Source organism: Sphingomonas sp. AC435 (genome assembly GCF_979253005.1).
Map to the genome: position 1 here is coordinate 109,247 of NZ_CEEDCJ010000005.1, position 16,308 is coordinate 125,554.

Here is a 16,308-nt window from a genome sequence, read left to right on the forward strand (position 1 = left end):
CCATCCCCGATCGCGGCGGAACCCCCGAAACGATCGTCGCCATGTTCTGCGCCCCCCGGAATCTACCCGATCTGGCTAGCCGTCATGTCCGGTGCCGTCAAAGTGCAGGACGTGCCGAGGATGCAGTCGTCATCTGCCGAGCCCACCGCATGCGACGATGCGCGAGACTTTTGCTGTCACGCCTCCACATAGTGGAAATAGCGGAAGTCCGCCGGTCGGCCGGTGCCGGCCATGTCCTGGCACGCCATGCCCACGAACGTGCCGGTAAAATTCGGCAGACCGGGCAGCGTCGCTTCGTCCGACAACAGGCTGGCATCGTGCTGGTCGTCCAGCCAGCACCAGTCGGTGCCGCCTTCCATTCGCCATGCGAACCGCAGCTGTTCGTGGTCCACACTGACGCGCAGTTCCACCGGACCGGGCGCGATGACGATCGGCGGCGTCATCAAGCTCTGCCCCTCGCCGAGCGGCAGGATCGACAGGAGCTGGATCTGGCGCCCGCCGTCGTCTCCGGCGGTAATGTGCAGGAAATGATATTTGGTGCTGTTGTAGTAACAGACCAGTCCCGCCGCCTGCTGGAAGTGTTCCGGCTCGAAATCGACCAGCGTCATGGCATCGTACCGAAACGCCTGTTGCCGGCGCGCGACCAGCGATTGGCGGAAGTGACTGCCGATCGTCTCGCGCCCGAACAGCCGCAGATGTCCTGGCCGCTTGGTCAGGCTGAACAGATCTTCCGGGTACGGCGTGCGCAGCCACTGGAACGCCGGCGGGAGGAGCGACCCGGCGAATTCGCTGCGTTCGTCGATCGGCGTCTCGACGGTTTGGGCAGGCAACGGCGCGGCACTGCGCAGCCAGCCGTCCGCATCCCACCGCATCGGCAGGATCGCCGTTTCGCGGCCCAGCACGCAGCGATCGCTGGCGGGCAAGGGGCGTCCGCACAGGAACGCCATCCACGGCTCGCCCGTGGGCGTCTCGACCAGATCGCCGTGCCCGACGCGCTGCAATGCCGACACCGGATTGCCCGCCGCGGTCAGGACGGGACCGTCCGGGTGCGCTTCATACGGGCCGAACAGCGAGCGCGACCGGGCCATCACGACCGCGTGGTTGCGCTCGGTACCGCCCTCCGCGACGAGCAGATGATACCAGCCGTCGCGCTTGTAGAGGTGTGGTCCCTCGGTGAACCCCAGCGGGGTGCCGCGGAAGATGAGGTGCCGCTGCCCGACCAGGTGCCCGGCGTTCAGGTCCATTTCCTGCGCGACGATGCCGGCGAAGCGCCCCCGGTCCGGGCGGTGATCCCACAGCATGTTCAACAGCCAGCTTCGGCCGTCGTCGTCATGGAATAGCGCCGGGTCGAAGCCGCTGCTGTTGAGGTGGACGGGATCGGACCAGTCGCCGTCGATCCGATCGCTCCACACCCAGAAGTTGTGGAAGTCGCGCAGCGACGCCCCCTTCGCACCGTCGACGGTGGTACGGCCGTAGCGCTTCACGTCGGTGAAGATCAGGTGGAAGCGGCCGTCCCTGTAGCTCAGGTCCGGTGCCCAGACGCCGCAGGAATCGGGATCGCCGCGCATGTCGAGCTGGCTGGGGCGGACGAGCGGGCGACCGACCAGCCGCCATGCCGCGAGGTCGCGGCTGTGGTGGATCTGCACCCCCGGAAACCATTCGAAGGTCGATGTGGCGATGTAGTAATCCTCGCCCACCCGCACGATCGAGGGGTCTGGATTGAAGCCGCGCAGAATGGGGTTGGCAGGAGTCATGCGGGTTTTCGCACCAGGGTCCAGAGCAGGGCCGCACCGGCGAGGTCCAGCAGGCCGAGCAGGATGAAGAAGGGCTGGTAACCGACCTGATCGACCAGCGACCCGAGCGTCAAGGTGAAGATCAGGACGCCGAGATTCGCGGCGGTGCCGGACACGCCCGTCGCCGTCGCGACCTGATCCTGCGGAAACAGATCGGAACACAGGGTGATGACCGTGACCGAGAGCGTTTGGTGCGCGAAGCCGCCAAGGCACAGCAGCGCCACGGCGGCGACGGGGCTGGTGACGCTGCCCACGAACATCATTCCCGTCATCAGCACCGCGCCGAGCGTGAAGGCCCCGCGGCGGGCGTCGATCAACCCGATGCCTCGCCGTTGCAGGAACGCCACCACCGCCGGGCCGAACAGGCACCCCAGATCGGCCGCGAGAAACGGCAGCCAGGCGAACAACGCGATCTGTCCGAGGTCGAAGTGGCGGACCTGCACGAGGTAGAGCGGCATCCACAGCGACAGCATGCCCCAGACCGGATCGGCCAGGAACCGCGCCGCCGCGATGGCCCAGAGGTTGCGGCGGCGTAGCAGTTCGCCCAGCGGCGGCCGGCGGCGATGCTGGACCAGCGCGGGCTCCTGCCCCTCGACGATCAGCGTCCGCTCGCGATCGGACAGGGCGCGATGCCGCGCAGGCGGCGCGTACCATGCGATCCATCCGAGCACCCAGACCAGCCCGAGCCCACCGGCGACGAAGAACGCCGCACGCCAGCTATAGTTGAAGACCGACCAGGCGACGAGCGGCGGCGCCAAAACCGCGCCGAACGACGCCCCGATCTGGTAGACGCCGCCGGCAACGCCGCGTTCGCGGGCGGGAAACCACTCCGCGACCAGCTTCATCCCCGCCGGCTGCGCCGATCCCTCGACCAGCCCCAGTGCGCCGCGCAGCCCTGCGAAGCCGACCCAGCCGGTGGCCAGCCCGTGCCCGAGCGTGATGAGCGACCAGACCGCGACGAACAGCGTGAAGCCGATCTTCAGTCCGATCAGGTCGAGCAGATAGCCTGCCACCGGCTGGAACATGATACCGAACTGGAACGCGCCGGTGATCCACGAATATTGCGCGGAGGAGATGTGCTGTTCGGCCATGATCGCCGGGGCCGCGACGCCCAATACGCTGCGGGTCAGATAGTTGATGACCATCGCGCCGACGAACAGCGCGATGATCGTCCAGCGGACATAAGGGAATCGTCTCACCGTCCGCCTCCGTGACTCATGGCTGTGGCCCCTGTGGTAAACAACGTCCGAAAGGTTCGCCAAATTCCGGAGACGATACGCCCCATTGACGTGCCCCGGCGGAACGATGCAAGTCCGTGAGCGGCGGCGACGATCCACGATACGCCGGGGCCAGCGCAGAGAGAGACTTGGACCGTTCGACCCGTCGCCCACGCGGCGTGACCATCATCGATGTCGCGAAGGCCGCGGGCGTGTCGCCGATGACCGTGTCGCGCGTCATCAACGGCGACGCGGGCGTCCGGGCCGAAATGCGCGCGGCGGTCACCCAGGCGATCACCGCGCTGAAATACACGCCGAACCTGATGGCGCGCAGTCTCGTCACCTCGAAAGAGGTGAGGATCGGCGTGATCTATTCGAACCCCAGCGCCGCGTTCATGAGCGACTTCCTGGCCGGCGTGTTCGAGGAGGCGTCCGCGCGGGCCGCGCAGTTGATCCTGCTGAAGGGCGAAGGCGGCGCGCCACCGACGCGCGATGCGATCGAGGGGCTGATCGCATCGCGGATCGGCGGCGTGATCCTGGCGCCACCACTCGGCGAGAGCGCGGCGGTGCGGCAGATCGTGACCGACGCCGGCCTGCCCGTCGCCGTCGTCGGCGGCGTCGTCCCGGATGCGATCTGCGTCAACATCGACAACCATCGTGCCGCCTACGACATGACGCGGCATCTGGTCGGGCTCGGCCATCGGCGGCTCGGCTTCGTTCTCGGCAACCGCGATCAGGCCGCCAGTATCGAGCGGCTGGCGGGCTTCGAGGCGGCGGTGCGGGATGCCGGGACGGTCACCACCCACGTCGTCGAAGGTGATTTCAGCTACGCGTCCGGCCTGATCGCGGGCGAAACGCTGCTCGACGCGGCCAGCCCGCCCAGCGCGGTCTTCGCCAGCAACGACGACATGGCCGCCGCCGTCGTGTCGGTGGCGCACCGACGGCACATGGACGTGCCCCGCGACCTGACCGTCGCCGGATTCGACGACAGCACCGCCGCGGTCACGCTCTGGCCGCCGCTCACCACCATCCGCCAGCCGGTCCGCGCACTGGCCGCCGAAGCGATGCAGCGACTGATCCAGGCGATGCGCACCGGACTGCCGGCGGCCGGGGCGACCGGCAAGACCTGCATCCTCGACCACCTGCTCGTCGAGCGGGAGTCCACCGCCGCGCCGGCGTGACCGGCGAGCGCAGCTCTCGCTACGCTCGCCTCTCCGCAGCATCAGAAGTTGAATCGCACACCCGCGCGGTAGATCCGGCCATACACATCGTAGAGCGCCGGATTGACGAAGAAGGGCGACTTGGCCGGATCGCGATCGAGGAGGTTGTCGACCTTGAAGTACGCGGTGATCTCCTTGGTGACGTTATAGCTGCCGCCGATGTCGAGGTAGAACGCGCCGGGCATGAAGTTCTGGTCGATCGTCGGCCGCGTGGTGGTCGATGCCGGGCAATTGCCCGCGCCGCACTCGACATACTGGTTCCCCAGCACGCCGTCGCTGAACCACCGCTCCTGCACCAGCAGGGAGAAGTCATCGTTGGAATAGCTCTGCTGCGCCAGCCACTTCCAGTCCGGTGTGCTCCCCGTATTGACCCCCGCGGTATCGTTCGGGATCGTGCCGGGCAGGCCGGTGTCCGTCACGAACTTGCGGATGTTGGTCGCGAGCGCGCGCACGGTGACGTTGCCCGGCAAGCCCAACGGGCGCTGCCAGCGATAGCTCGCCTCAATGTCGAGACCCTCGGTATCGATCGACGCGAGATTGAAGGCCTGGACGTTGATGAAGTTCGGGCCATTGGTGTTGTTCAGGTTGAACGCGCTGCAACCGGCCGGAAGGATGTTCCGGAAGCACAGGTTGACGATGTCGCCCGCGCCGAGGCTGGAGATCACGTCCTTGATCTTGATGCGGTAGTAATCGACCGACACGCTGAGGCCGGGTAGCCACTTCGAATCCGAAAAGGCGATGCCGGCGGTCGAGTTGCGCGCGATCTCGGGCGTCAGGTTGGTGTTGCCGATGGCATTCTGGATCGCCAGCACGTTCACGTTGCGGAACGGATCGAAAAAGTTCGGCAGCGTCGTCGTGACGGGTGCGGCGAACAGCTCCGACAGATTGGGCGCGCGCACGTCGCGCGACGTCACGCCGCGGATGCGGAAGCCGTCGATCGGCAGGTCCCATGTTCCGCCGACCTTCCACGCCCAGACCGTCCCGGAGGTGCTGTAGTCGGTCACGCGGATCGCGCCGTTAATGTTCGCGCGTCCCGCACCGTCCGAGTCCAGAAGCGGGATGTTCGTTTCGACGAACGCTTCCTTGACGCTGTAGGCGCCCTGCCCGTTCTTGTAGTTGCCGGCGTACCAGTTGTTGCCGCCCGGCAGCAGCAACGGGTCGAACGGATAGGCCGCGTTGTTCGGCGTGTTCTCGATGCCTGCGCCGTACGGATCGGCGCGGACGCGGTAATATTCGTGCCGGAATTCACCGCCGAATGCGAACGAGACGGGTCCGGCCCACAGGCTGAACGGGGAGCCGGAGAAATTGACGCTGATCACGTCCTGCGTCTGGCGGGTGCGCTGGTAGGGTCCGTTGGCCGGCATAATATAGTCGAGCGCCTGCTGCGACGGATTGCCCCCGAAGATGTTCAGCGGCTGGCAACCGCCCGCTCGCGCCACCGGGTTGGCGCAGACGATCGCGCCGTTCAGCGTCGTGGCGTTGATCGCCTGGTTGAAGCGATTGGACAGCAGGATGTTGCTGACATCGATGTCCGAGTAGTTCGTGCCGTGTTCGTAGTACATGTCGTAGGTCCAGTCGGACCCGGCGACGGACTGACGCCCCTTCGCTCCGGCGACGAAGCGATACTGCCGCCGGTCGGTGTGCACCTGCGTGTTGCCGAGGGCGGCGTTGCTGGTGCCGTACTGGAAATTGGTGATGCCGGCGGTCGCGCAGGCGGCCTGGACGAGTGCGGGAACGAACGGGTTCGCGCACTGGATCGTCAGGTTCGGACGGTTCTGCCCGCCCACCGGCTGGTTGCGGGTCTTCACCTGACCGATGTTGCCGGTGAAATAGATCTCGTTGTCGGGTGCCCAGTCGAACCCGATCCGGCCATAGCTGTTGACGCGCTGGATGCGCGACTGGAGCGAGCGGCCCGCATCGACGTTGCCGGACAGGTCGCCGCCCAGACAGAAACCGGGGAAGCACCCGGTGACGGAGCCGGCGGCGTCGCGCGCGGGGGTGCCGTTGGAGCCGTACTGGAACTGGAACGGGTTGCCCGCCTGATCGAACGCGGTGCCCTGGAGCGGTCCAGCGGTGATCAGGCCGAACTTCGTGTAATTGTACGGCTGGGCGAAGTCCCGGAACAGATATTGCGGCGATCCGTCGTTCAGGACGTTGCGATTGATGAGCGTCGATTGACGAAACCAGTCGCGCCCACCGGCCAGACCGATACCGAACTCCCCGCCGCCGATACCCTCTTCCCGCGCATATTCGGTGCTGGCGACGACATGCACGCGATCTTCGAAGAAGCTGGTGCCGGCCGCAAGCTGCACCAACACCTGCTCGTTATCGCCGTAGTTGGTGATGCCGCCCTGCACATTGCCCTTCACGCCCTGATACCGCGTATCGGTGATGAAGTTGACCACGCCGCCGACCGCGTCCGATCCGTAGGATGCCGATGCGCCGCCGTTGACCACGTCGACCCGCTTCACCAGCAACTGCGGGAACAGGCTGATGTCCGGAACGCCCGTCACGTTCGCTCCGACGACGCGCTGCCCGTCGAGCAGCGTCAGCGTCCGGATCGCGCCCACGCCGCGCAGCGAGAACGAGCTGAGCCCCTGCTGCCCGCTCGATGTGCTGAAGGTGTTGGTAGCCGTGCCGGTCGATCCCTGCAGCGACGGCAACTGCGCGATCGTGGTGAAGATGTTGGGCTGCGCATTCGCGGCGATCGCGCTCGCGTCGATCACCGTCGTCGGTGTCGGCGCGGTGTAGCCGCCGGTCGTGATCCGCGATCCGGTGACGATGATGTCCTGCGCCGCGCCCGCCTCCGGCTCCGCGACCGTATCTTGCGGGCTGGCGGTTGTTATCACGGTGTCCGGAGCGGTCGAAGCCGCGCTTCCGGACTGCTCCTGCGCCTGCGTCGGCGGAAGCTGGGCGAAGACCGGTGACGCGATCAGGCAGGTCGCGATCGCAGCCGAGCTGACCGCGCTGAACCGCCAGCGCCCAAGACACATTCCGCTTGAATTATTCAAAGCCACAATCCTCTCCCATCGATCCAGTTTGTCTCTGGTAACGTTACCAGAGACATCCCAGCGTCGAGCGGACATGTCAATACTCGGACAGAAAAAATCCTATACGATCGTGCATTTGGCTGTCGTTCAGGAGGCTTGAAGCACGCGTATCGACATGGCTGACCGACGCGCAGCGGCGTCGGACTGACGGATCTGACCCCGTTTTTCCTCAACCGAGCAGGATGCGCCGCGACTCGCCTTCGGGATCGTCCACCATCCGGCTGTCGACATCGAAGACCATCGTTTGGCAGCGCGCCGGATCGCTTGCGGTCCACGTCAGCGAAGGCTGGCTCGGATTGCCCGTTCGCGCGAAATTCGCCCAGGCCGTGGCCATCGTGCGGCCCAGCCGCTGAGCTTCCACCGTGTTGCCCGTCCCCTGTGCGCAACGCTCGACATTGTCGAAGCAGAAGGCGAGCTCGGCCGTGTGCCACGCGCCTGCCACGCCCCCGAGTTGCGGCGACTGGAACTGGAACAGATACTGGTAGACCGGTGCTCCGCCCTGGTCATGCTTCAGCTTGACCATGCTCTGAACGCGGTTGCGGTTCATCAGGCCCTGCACCCCGTAAGCCAGCGTTCGCGTGGCTTTCTCCGGGTGCGCCGCCTTCATCGCCGCGATCAGCCGGTCCGCCTTGGCTCCTCCCATCTGTGTCGTCAGATCGGCACGCCACTGCGCCTCTTGGGGGTTATAGCCCCACCTCATGCCCTCCTCGCTGGTATTCCCCACCATAAACGGCACGTCGCGCGAAACCGCCGGCGCCGTATCGGCGAAGGAGCGCACATCGATGACCCGGCCGTCCAGCGTCGGGTTCCATCCGACCCGCGGCGTCCTGGCAGGCCCCATCGGACCGCGTGGACCGTTGATCTCGTCGGCCACCGCATTACCGGCTTCGAACAAGGGCTTCCACTCGATCTTCTGCAAAGCGCCGATGTCCTTGCCGCCGATATCGAGACGGCGCAGCAGCCGATGCGCGAATTCCCGCGACTGATCCGCGGTCGGCAACGCTCCGCCACCGCCCGATTGCGCCGCCGCACGATGGATCAGTCCCTTCCCGCTCTGCATCCCAAGCAGCGTGGTCACCTTCGATCCGCCGCCGGACTGGCCGTAGATCATGATCTTGTTCGGATCACCGCCGAACTTGGCGATGTTCTCCTGCACCCATCGCAGCGCGGCGATGCAGTCGGTCATGCTGACGTTGACCGATTCGTCATAGGCGGAGCCGCCCACGTCCCTCAGATCGAGGAAGCCGAGCACGTTCAGCCGGTGATTGAGCGAAATCTGCACGACGTCGTGATGGCGGGCCATCTGCGCGCCGTCGTGCGAGGCGAGTTCGTAGGAGGATCCGAAGCTGAAACCGCCCCCGTGGAAATACACCATCACTGGCCTGCTGCCCGACAGCGAGGGCGTCCAGATGTTGAGCCGCAACATATCCTCGCCGAGGAACCCGTCGGTCCATTGTTGCAGGAAAGTGTGCTCTACCGCGCGAAAGTCGTGCAGCGTCTGCGGACAATTGGGACCGTACGACAAGGCATGGAAATCTTCCGTCCAACGCCGCGGCGGCTTGGCCGGAAGCCAGCGGTTCTCGCCACCCGTGTCGGCGCCGTAGGGGATGCCCTTGAACGTGTAGACGCCGTCATCGAGATAGCCTCGCACGGGACCATATTGCGTCCGTGCCGTGGCGTCGCGCGGCGTCGACAGGGTGGACCGGCCCGATGGCCGCCTGCGGGCCTGGGCGGCCCCTGCGCCGGGAAGCATGAGCCCGGCCGCACCCAAGATGGGCGCGACCATCGCTTGACGACGACCGATCGGCAGACCTGACATGACGTGAACTCCCTCTCCTGCGCCGCATCGCGGTCGCCAGGGCCGATGGTACTACACGGGCGAGGAAATCATATAGGATATTTGGCAGGGACGGTTTGGGGCGTCGTTTGGAGTATGTTCACGGGCGTATCGATCCGCTCAGACCCGGACCTTCGTGCACACCGCTCGATGGGCAGGTCACCCCGATCGCGCGGCCATGCTGAAGGCGGGCGAGATCGACGTCGTCCCGCTCGCATTACGCGCGAAGAGCAGTACGCGCGACGACAGGCAGCGGGAGCGTGTCACGCACGTCCTGCGTCCACGCTCCCGCTGTTCATTGCGATGGGGCCCCGACCGGCGGCATCGTCAGCAGGGAAGGCGGCCGCTACCGTCCCGATGTCGGCGCGGCCGGCGACGGATTACCGGTCGCGTTCGGCCCGCTTGCGATCGGCCTTGCGAGCGCGGCTGATCGCCGCCGCACGCTCGCGCGCGCGCTTCTCCGACGGCTTCTCGTAATGCCGGCGCAACTTCATCTCGCGGTACACGCCTTCGCGCTGAAGCTTCTTCTTGAGCGCGCGGAGTGCCTGATCGACATTGTTGTCGCGAACGATGATCTGCATGGTTGGTCTGATTCTCGAAATTGGCAGTGCGCGCCCCCTGTATGCGGGGATGCGTGGCTCGCCAAGCGTTGTGTTGAGGAACACTCTTCACGCGGCCGGGCGCACGAGGCCCCGACCGCCTTGCCCGAACGTCGCGCCAACGGGTGCAACGCGCCACACGCGTGTCCGCGAGTAAAGACGTACGGCGCATATTGGCGGGAACCAATGAATTCGCCGCCACCCCCTCCTGCCCAAAGAGGATCTGTTCGGCACGCCGGTTCGGATCGCACCGGCATCGCGCGCCTAAGCATTATGATTGTCGATTTACGGGACATCTACATAGACAGTATTGACAGTAGCTGCCGTTGTATCATTTAGCGATCGGGCATAGATCGGATAGCGTAATCCGGCATGCTATCCTCGTATCGGGCAAGAGTATCTGAATGACTGACGACATCAACACGGTCGAACTTGCGACCGAACTCACCATTGCGTGGCTCTCCAATCCCAGCACGCGCACCAATGCCGACGATGTGCCGGCATTCATCGCGTCCATGCACGACGCCCTGAACAAGCTCGGCAAAGGTGCTGCGGCACCGCAGGATGATTCGGCGGAGCAGACCTACACGCCGGCCGTCACCGCCCGCAAATCCTTGGCTTCCCGCGATCACATCATCTCCATGATCGACGGCAAGCCGTACAAGACCCTCCGTCGCCACCTGAACGGCCATGGCCTGACCCCCGAGCAGTATCGTGAGCGCTTTGGCCTGAAGGCGGATTATCCGATGGTCGCAGAAGCCTACAGCGAAGCGCGCCGCGCCATGGCCAAGACCATCGGTCTCGGTCGCAAGCCGGGCCAGAAGGTCGCCAGGAAGGCGGAAGGTGCCGTCAAGCAGGTGCGCAAGACCGGCAAGGCCGCCCTCGACGCCGCCAAGACGGCGCTCGGTACGGCCGAATAGGCATGCGAGGGGGAGGAGCGTACGTCCTCCCCCATGTTTCGACGCGCTGGTCCGCAGGGCGCCGCAACTCCGGCAGGTGCGGCAGGTGAACATCCGGCCATGTCGAGCAGGCGATTTTAGCGGTTGTGCAAGCCGGTCAAAGAAGGCAGGTCGCCCGACCGCTTCCGGAGTTCACACAATGCCCAGCCGTTTCAAGATCGATCACGACAGCCTGACCGACAACGATCGCGAGCGGCAGGTCGAATTTACCGCCGAGATCGCCGGCGACGATCGCGATTTCGCCGTCAAATACGCTGTCCTCACCGAACTGAGCGGCGACGAACCCGAGAACGATGCCCTGGAGCTGTTCGAGCGGTTCAGCGACGAACTCGTCGATATCTGCATCGACGTCGCCGCCCGCAACACGAGCGATCTCGTCGTCATCACCGAAGACGATCTGGAATAGGTTCTCGCCAGCATTCGCGGCTTAGCCTCCAACGGAACCGCAGCCGCATCTCGCCTGTCGTCAGCGCCTGCTGCACCCGCATGTGCAGGCAGACGGGACGAGGGTCACAAGCATGATAGTGGCAGTGACGACGGTAAAGCGTGGTCTGGCGTGGCCACGCCGCTTGCGATGGGCGGCGAGAAGCACGAACGACTCGCTGAGGCCGCGCAAAGCCCAGCTATCCACAGGGCTAAGCGCGGGACGCTCGGTGCTTCTCCGCCTTCGAACCAGGACGGCCTCGACGACCCGCCCGTGAAGGGCTCTGCCTCGCCGATGGCGACGGTCCCAGATGCGCCGCAGAACCGCCAGGGGGTGCGGCGTATCGCCGTCGCCCCGAACGATAACGCGGCTCGAAACACGCTGGCGTGATCGCGGAGGGTTCAAGGCGGCTGGCACTCTCATCGGGGCGGCCACCGGCGACGCGATCACCGACAGTCAGGCCGAAGCGGTTCGTGCCGTTCCAAAGCTATGTCGATGCGGCAGGCTCATGATATTCGCGCTATCGACGAAACCGCGCTCGAACAGCAGATCCTCGCCATTGCGCAGGCTGAGCGGGAAAGCAGACATACATCAGCACCGCCAACAGGATCACCTCCGGCGAAGAGTTGAACTAGCGGAACAGCTGGCCGGTTCGCGTCGGCGTAGCATCCGGCGGCCCTACCCGCTTCAGATTACCCTGACGTGCATTTGTCCTGGGGAGCCCACAAAGAACGAAGGCCGCCACGCGGACGAACCACAATCGTGATCCTCGCCGTCGACGCGAGATCATTTGCTACCTTTCCGAAGCTTGTAGCGCGCCTTGCAGCGCATTGCGCTGGCATGGATCCAACGCCCTGTGAGGCGGCTGGTAAGGGAAAGCAAACCAGCCGCCTCGGTTGCCTGATATCGGAAGCCATGAGCGGCCACAACCTTTGTCCCAAAATGGGACGATACGCCCAGGTTGAGCTTGAAGACGGCGACACAAGCCTTCGGGCGAAGGTTCATCGAGGATAGCCCGCTCTATACGCACTCACTTTGAAACCGACGGAACGGTGGGTCCCACGAAGTTTCGCAATGTACTTTGTCTACAATCGTTTGACCGCCTCTAGGTGATGGTTCCGGAGGATGATCCTCCCAACGCAAGCAGCGACCCGCCTGCCGCAAAAAGGTGCTTTAAACGGTTTTTATCAATCTTGGTTCCGCTACCCTCATCACGAGCCGATAGAGAATGTCGTCGCGGCTCGGCGACTGCCTTGAATGAGCAGCGCTCAATAAGGGGGCTATCAACGGTGCACCAAACTGCAACTTCCTCGACCCTCGCAGCGCCCTCAGCCGGCCTGCTCTCGACCCGACGAGGCTCGCTCGCGAAGGACCAGCAAAGCAGCGACATATCCGTGCATCTTGCGGACTGTGAAGTGATGAAGAAGGAGGCCAGTCTCCTTCTGAACCGTATGTATCAATCCCGCGGCTACGGATCCAAACACCAGCTAGCCGATGGGAAGCACTGCGCCGTATTTACGAGTTGCACTGATAACGATGTCGTTGGAACGCTGACGTTAACTGTAGACTCTCAAGCGGGCCTGGCGACGGATCATACTTTCTCGATAGAGTTGAACAGCCTCAGGGACGAACCTGGGACCCGGCTGTGCGATCTGACCAAGTTCGCTGTTGACCCCGACACGAGTTCGCCCGCCGTTCTCGCTGCCTTGTTTCACGTCATACTTCTTTACGGAATGCAGGTTTTCGGGTGCACGGATGTCGTTATCGAAGTGCACCCAAGACACACGCGCTATTATGAGGCGATGATCGGCTTCGTGCGGGTTGGCGACCCCAAAATCGATGAATCGGTCGAGTGGTGGCCCAGCGACACGCCCGTGCAGCTGATGCGGCTTAATCTTCGCGATATGCGCAGACGCATTGAGTGTACGCGGGCGGGAGTAAAGGCGAACAGCCGTTCGCTCTACCCGTACTTCTTTTCACAAGAGGAGGAGCTCGGCATCGCAGATCGCATCGCGCGTCTGTGCAAGGTAGATGACGAGATGATCTTCGGCATGCCGAGGAGCACGTGCGGACGGCTCCCCGCTGAGTGGCGCGCAGCAGCTTGAGCTCGCGCCCGCCCGCCACCGATACCATTTCGCGTGCGGGCGACGTTGACCGGCACCTCAGACCAACACGCCCGGAAGTGTCTTGCTGCCTCGCACATCGCGGTGTGACTCGATCATCGGTCGAGAACGCGAAGGCATGGATTGCGGTCAGTCTCAGCCCGCCGAGAACAGGCCTGCTGAGGAACCAATTCGTTGTCATAGTCTCTATGCGGCGACCGCAGGCAGCTCGCGGCATCTTGAATCAGCTACTATAAAAAAAGGGGCGACAACCGCAGTTGCCGCCCCCGGATAACCGATATTCTGTAACGCGATCAGGCGAACTGAACGCGCGCACGGCGACGGCGCAGAGTGCCGCCGACCATTCCAAATCCACCGATCATCAGTGCCCAAGCGGCAGGCTCAGGAACGGCACCAGGAGTGAACGAGAGATTGCCACCATACGAGCCGAGACCATCGGACGTGTAGTTGATGATCAGCTGGTTCAGCGCACCCGCCGTGATCGCAATGCCCGAACGGCCACCGAACTCGATATCGCCCGTTGGTGTCAGAGTAACGACCAGGCCGTTGAACGTTGCACTCGTGAAGTCGATGTTGGTGCCCGGTCCGGAAAGGCTGGTCGAGAACGAGCCACTACCAATGCCGTCGATGTCGACGATGAACTGATAAATGTCCGTGAAGGTACCGCTGCCGACGCCATTCCGACCAATATCCGCAGACACCTGCCCGGTAATCGGAAAGGTCGTGTCGCCACTGGTCTGGAATTCGGTATCGCCAGGAACATACGTGCACACGTTGCCGACGCAGGCAGCCGACGCCGACGTGCTAGCCATTACGCCTGCGACGGCGAACGCTGCAAATGCGAGCTTCTTGTTCATAAAACGATACCCCTTTACTGACCGAGCTTGAAATCCAAAACCTGATCAAGCACCCTCACACGGCGCAAGCCGGGACTCGAACAGGTTGAACCTTCTTAACCATATGGCTCATATGAACCGGCGTCAACAAGATTAATGCTTGATTAACAACCATCTATTCAGATCAAAAAGCGACTTGGAACGCGCTCGTATGCGCGAGCGAGCATAGTCGAAGCCCTGGTTCTGAGCGGGGCAACAAACGAATCTTCGATCCGTTCCTCGACTGGAACGGATCCATAAGATGCGCTCGGTTTCATGGCATGCCGCTACCGGTTCAAATAGCAGGCTGCACGCTCTCCGCGATGAACCGGCGCCTACGTTAGCACGGACAGGCCGATTACTCGGAGCGACGCGCTGAGGTGGTGTGACGGGCTGGCTGACTTGCACGGAGGGCGCCGCCACGCGTACTGAACCCTACCCCGCCCATCCCTGCCTTTGGTCTGACGATGCCCGCAAGACCGAACCACTATCAAGGACGTGCGATGCCGCCAACTCGACTGTAGCGGCCCGCTCGATCGTGTTGAGTTGCTCTCGGCTCGCCCACTGATCGGTCGTGCTGCAAGGCCCCTGTCAGGCCTCCTTGAACCGCCGCTCCGACCGGTCGTGTTCGTCTTGTTCCGCTCGGGCCTGCCGGCGGTCCAGGTCCGAAGCCGCTGCTTCGTAGGCTGCCCGTGCTTCGGGTTGACTGTCGCTGGTGATGAGTTCCCGCACGCTTCTGGCGAGGTCACCAAGCTCTGCGCTCCGGTCGCGGCGCTCGCCTCCCATCATCCTCATCGGCCAGCTTCCTTCGGTGCGGGAAAGTGCTGCACCTTCCGCACTCCGCTCCATAGCTCCATGCCATAGGAGTGCGAGTGCTGATCTGTCGCAGCCAGTGCGTGATCATCGTCCGGGTGATGTAGATCGAACGCCTTGGCGATGCGGCCGTAGCGCCCGAGAATGTAGAGCCGGTAGTGGACCATCAGGGTATCCCGGCGGCCGAGCCTCTCCCGCCGCGGCCCGGAAAGTGGGCGCTGGTGGTTAACGACATCTTAAAGAACCGACGCGATGATCGATGCCGTCAGGTCGATCCGAATTGAGCCTAATGCCGGGTGAATTTCCGTTTGTTGCGAGTGGCTTGGTAGGCCAGTAGGCGTGACGTAGTGGTTAATCGAAGTCAGGACCCGAGTATGTGCCACGTGCTGGTGATCGAAGACGAGCCCATGATTGCCGAGATCATCTGCGACTTCCTCAGGGATGAAGGAGCCACGAGCTTCGACGTTGCGGAGACGGCGGACGATGCGATCCGCATGGCCGCCGCGCACCGACCGAAGGTCATCACGTCCGATATCCGACTGGCGAAGGGGCGCGGTCCCGATGCGGTCAACGTCATTCGCGCCAGGCATGGAGAGCTGCCCACCATCTTCATTACCGGCACGCCGGACGAGTGTGGTTCGTGTAAATACGCGGTCGCCGTGCTGGCCAAGCCCTTCTCGCCGCTGATGCTGGCAGACGCCTTCTCAAGGGCGCTGGCTGCCGCATAGTCGCCCCACGGCAGCGAGCAACGCCTCTCGACCTACCCTTTTGTTGAGGAAGACGTCGGCGCCCGCCTTGTAGCAGGCATCCTCATCGTCGATCGTGTTGAGAACGGAGAGCGCCAGCACCGGAATATGATTGGTGTCGTGTCTGGCCTTCAGGGTCCGGATGACCTCGCGACCGTCAAGATGTGGAAGGCGGATATCCGCGATGATGACATCCGGCCGAACCTTCGCCGCCTCCACGTAGGCCACGCGCTCGTCCGTCACGGTATGTACCGTGTGTCCGCCGAGCTGCAGCCAGATCGTGTAGAGCTTTCGGTGCAGAGGCTCGTCCTCGATCAGCATCACCCGCTTCGACATGTGCTTCCTGCCCCGTCCGCTCATGAGTCCGTGCAGTTCGCCAGGCGCCCGTCGTGACGGGGGCTTGCTACACTGATGCCGCGGGATAGCAATGCACCCTCAACAGCTTGCGGCATCTTGCCCCCACCCCTCAGCCCGCCGAGGCGACGTTGCGCTATGGAGCTTGCCCCCGAGCTACCCCGTGATAGGCTGCGCTCAACCAGCGGGAAGCCTCACCTATGCATCGTGGCCATTCTCTCCTCTTCCTCGCTGCTACCTCGCTAGCAGCCCCTATGTCCGCCCGCCCCGCCACGCCTCAGGAGCCCCAGGCCATTCC

At 64.0% G+C, this 16,308-nt stretch carries 15 protein-coding genes; 5 read left to right on the forward strand and 10 right to left on the reverse strand.

Translation table 11 applies throughout. The features are described 5' to 3' along the window. Positions 1–176: 176 nt before the first annotated feature. Both AC0CH8_RS11860 and AC0CH8_RS11865 read right to left on the reverse strand, forming a co-directional pair. On the reverse strand, positions 177–1,754 hold the full coding sequence (locus tag AC0CH8_RS11860; protein WP_465240065.1) for a glycoside hydrolase family 43 protein: 1,578 nt from the start codon (positions 1,752–1,754) through the stop codon (positions 177–179). Next, the gene (locus AC0CH8_RS11865; RefSeq protein ID WP_465240066.1) at positions 1,751–2,992 is read right to left on the reverse strand and encodes an MFS transporter; all 1,242 of its coding nucleotides are present in this window, start codon (positions 2,990–2,992) and stop codon (positions 1,751–1,753) included. The genes AC0CH8_RS11860 and AC0CH8_RS11865 overlap by 4 nt, the downstream gene beginning before the upstream one ends. 197 nt (positions 2,993–3,189) lie before the next feature. On the opposite strand from AC0CH8_RS11865, the gene AC0CH8_RS11870 reads away from it, so the two are divergent. Further along, positions 3,190–4,191, forward strand: a complete 1,002-nt coding sequence (locus tag AC0CH8_RS11870) for a LacI family DNA-binding transcriptional regulator (RefSeq protein WP_465240067.1) — start codon at positions 3,190–3,192, stop codon at positions 4,189–4,191. 41 nt (positions 4,192–4,232) lie between these two features. Here AC0CH8_RS11870 and AC0CH8_RS11875 read toward each other — a convergent pair whose 3' ends face one another. From AC0CH8_RS11875 to rpsU, 3 genes are all read right to left on the reverse strand, one after another. Continuing rightward, on the reverse strand, positions 4,233–7,223 hold the full coding sequence (locus tag AC0CH8_RS11875) for a TonB-dependent receptor plug domain-containing protein (RefSeq protein ID WP_465240165.1): 2,991 nt from the start codon (positions 7,221–7,223) through the stop codon (positions 4,233–4,235). 226 nt (positions 7,224–7,449) lie between these two features. Continuing rightward, positions 7,450–9,066, reverse strand: coding sequence for a carboxylesterase/lipase family protein (locus AC0CH8_RS11880; protein WP_465240068.1), 1,617 nt, complete (start codon positions 9,064–9,066; stop codon positions 7,450–7,452). Positions 9,067–9,497: 431 nt separating this feature from the next. Then, the gene (gene rpsU, locus AC0CH8_RS11885; protein ID WP_055997902.1) at positions 9,498–9,698 is read right to left on the reverse strand and encodes a 30S ribosomal protein S21; all 201 of its coding nucleotides are present in this window, start codon (positions 9,696–9,698) and stop codon (positions 9,498–9,500) included. 422 nt (positions 9,699–10,120) lie between these two features. Here rpsU and AC0CH8_RS11890 point away from each other — a divergent pair, with 422 nt between their 5' ends. After that, positions 10,121–10,636: a Ros/MucR family transcriptional regulator gene (locus AC0CH8_RS11890; protein WP_465240069.1), complete on the forward strand. Its 516-nt coding sequence runs from the start codon at positions 10,121–10,123 to the stop codon at positions 10,634–10,636. A 178-nt stretch (positions 10,637–10,814) separates the two neighbouring features. Then, positions 10,815–11,081, forward strand: a complete 267-nt coding sequence (locus tag AC0CH8_RS11895; RefSeq protein ID WP_465240070.1) for a hypothetical protein — start codon at positions 10,815–10,817, stop codon at positions 11,079–11,081. Positions 11,082–11,555: 474 nt separating this feature from the next. On the opposite strand, the gene AC0CH8_RS11900 is transcribed toward AC0CH8_RS11895, so the two are convergent. Next, positions 11,556–11,687, reverse strand: coding sequence for a hypothetical protein (locus AC0CH8_RS11900; RefSeq protein ID WP_465240071.1), 132 nt, complete (start codon positions 11,685–11,687; stop codon positions 11,556–11,558). A gap of 830 nt (positions 11,688–12,517) precedes the next feature. On the opposite strand from AC0CH8_RS11900, the gene AC0CH8_RS11905 reads away from it, so the two are divergent. Further along, a complete protein-coding gene (locus AC0CH8_RS11905) occupies positions 12,518–13,204 on the forward strand; it encodes an N-acyl amino acid synthase FeeM domain-containing protein (RefSeq protein WP_465240072.1) in 687 nt (228 codons plus the stop codon). A 311-nt stretch (positions 13,205–13,515) separates the two neighbouring features. Here AC0CH8_RS11905 and AC0CH8_RS11910 read toward each other — a convergent pair whose 3' ends face one another. The 3 genes from AC0CH8_RS11910 to AC0CH8_RS11920 all read right to left on the reverse strand — a co-directional run bounded on the left by AC0CH8_RS11910 (position 13,516) and on the right by AC0CH8_RS11920 (position 15,077). After that, the gene (locus AC0CH8_RS11910; protein WP_465240073.1) at positions 13,516–14,079 is read right to left on the reverse strand and encodes an FxDxF family PEP-CTERM protein; all 564 of its coding nucleotides are present in this window, start codon (positions 14,077–14,079) and stop codon (positions 13,516–13,518) included. A 609-nt stretch (positions 14,080–14,688) separates the two neighbouring features. Then, the gene (locus tag AC0CH8_RS11915) at positions 14,689–14,892 is read right to left on the reverse strand and encodes a hypothetical protein (protein ID WP_465240074.1); all 204 of its coding nucleotides are present in this window, start codon (positions 14,890–14,892) and stop codon (positions 14,689–14,691) included. Continuing rightward, a complete protein-coding gene (locus AC0CH8_RS11920; RefSeq protein WP_465240075.1) occupies positions 14,889–15,077 on the reverse strand; it encodes a hypothetical protein in 189 nt (62 codons plus the stop codon). Before AC0CH8_RS11920 ends, AC0CH8_RS11915 begins: the two co-directional genes overlap by 4 nt. A gap of 207 nt (positions 15,078–15,284) precedes the next feature. Here AC0CH8_RS11920 and AC0CH8_RS11925 point away from each other — a divergent pair, with 207 nt between their 5' ends. Beyond that, positions 15,285–15,638 (forward strand): response regulator, encoded by a 354-nt coding sequence (locus tag AC0CH8_RS11925; RefSeq protein WP_465240076.1) that lies wholly within the window; start codon positions 15,285–15,287, stop codon positions 15,636–15,638. Here AC0CH8_RS11925 and AC0CH8_RS11930 read toward each other — a convergent pair. Beyond that, the gene (locus AC0CH8_RS11930; RefSeq protein ID WP_465240077.1) at positions 15,615–15,992 is read right to left on the reverse strand and encodes a response regulator; all 378 of its coding nucleotides are present in this window, start codon (positions 15,990–15,992) and stop codon (positions 15,615–15,617) included. The genes AC0CH8_RS11925 and AC0CH8_RS11930 overlap by 24 nt on opposite strands. Between the last annotated feature and the right edge of the window lie 316 nt (positions 15,993–16,308).

Excerpts from the sequence above, each read along its gene's own strand:
- AC0CH8_RS11860 (WP_465240065.1), bottom strand. The coding sequence starts at position 1,754 with ATGACTCCTGCCAACCCCATTCTGCGCGGCTTCAATCCAGACCCCTCG.
- AC0CH8_RS11875 (WP_465240165.1), bottom strand. The coding sequence starts at position 7,223 with ATGTGTCTTGGGCGCTGGCGGTTCAGCGCGGTCAGCTCGGCTGCGATC.
- AC0CH8_RS11880 (WP_465240068.1), bottom strand. The coding sequence starts at position 9,066 with ATGGTCGCGCCCATCTTGGGTGCGGCCGGGCTCATGCTTCCCGGCGCA.
- rpsU (WP_055997902.1), bottom strand. The coding sequence starts at position 9,698 with ATGCAGATCATCGTTCGCGACAACAATGTCGATCAGGCACTCCGCGCG.
- AC0CH8_RS11890 (WP_465240069.1), top strand. The coding sequence starts at position 10,121 with ATGACTGACGACATCAACACGGTCGAACTTGCGACCGAACTCACCATT.
- AC0CH8_RS11895 (WP_465240070.1), top strand. The coding sequence starts at position 10,815 with ATGCCCAGCCGTTTCAAGATCGATCACGACAGCCTGACCGACAACGAT.
- AC0CH8_RS11900 (WP_465240071.1), bottom strand. The coding sequence starts at position 11,687 with ATGTCTGCTTTCCCGCTCAGCCTGCGCAATGGCGAGGATCTGCTGTTC.
- AC0CH8_RS11905 (WP_465240072.1), top strand. The coding sequence starts at position 12,518 with ATGAAGAAGGAGGCCAGTCTCCTTCTGAACCGTATGTATCAATCCCGC.
- AC0CH8_RS11910 (WP_465240073.1), bottom strand. The coding sequence starts at position 14,079 with ATGAACAAGAAGCTCGCATTTGCAGCGTTCGCCGTCGCAGGCGTAATG.
- AC0CH8_RS11915 (WP_465240074.1), bottom strand. The coding sequence starts at position 14,892 with ATGAGGATGATGGGAGGCGAGCGCCGCGACCGGAGCGCAGAGCTTGGT.
- AC0CH8_RS11920 (WP_465240075.1), bottom strand. The coding sequence starts at position 15,077 with ATGGTCCACTACCGGCTCTACATTCTCGGGCGCTACGGCCGCATCGCC.
- AC0CH8_RS11925 (WP_465240076.1), top strand. The coding sequence starts at position 15,285 with ATGTGCCACGTGCTGGTGATCGAAGACGAGCCCATGATTGCCGAGATC.
- AC0CH8_RS11930 (WP_465240077.1), bottom strand. The coding sequence starts at position 15,992 with ATGTCGAAGCGGGTGATGCTGATCGAGGACGAGCCTCTGCACCGAAAG.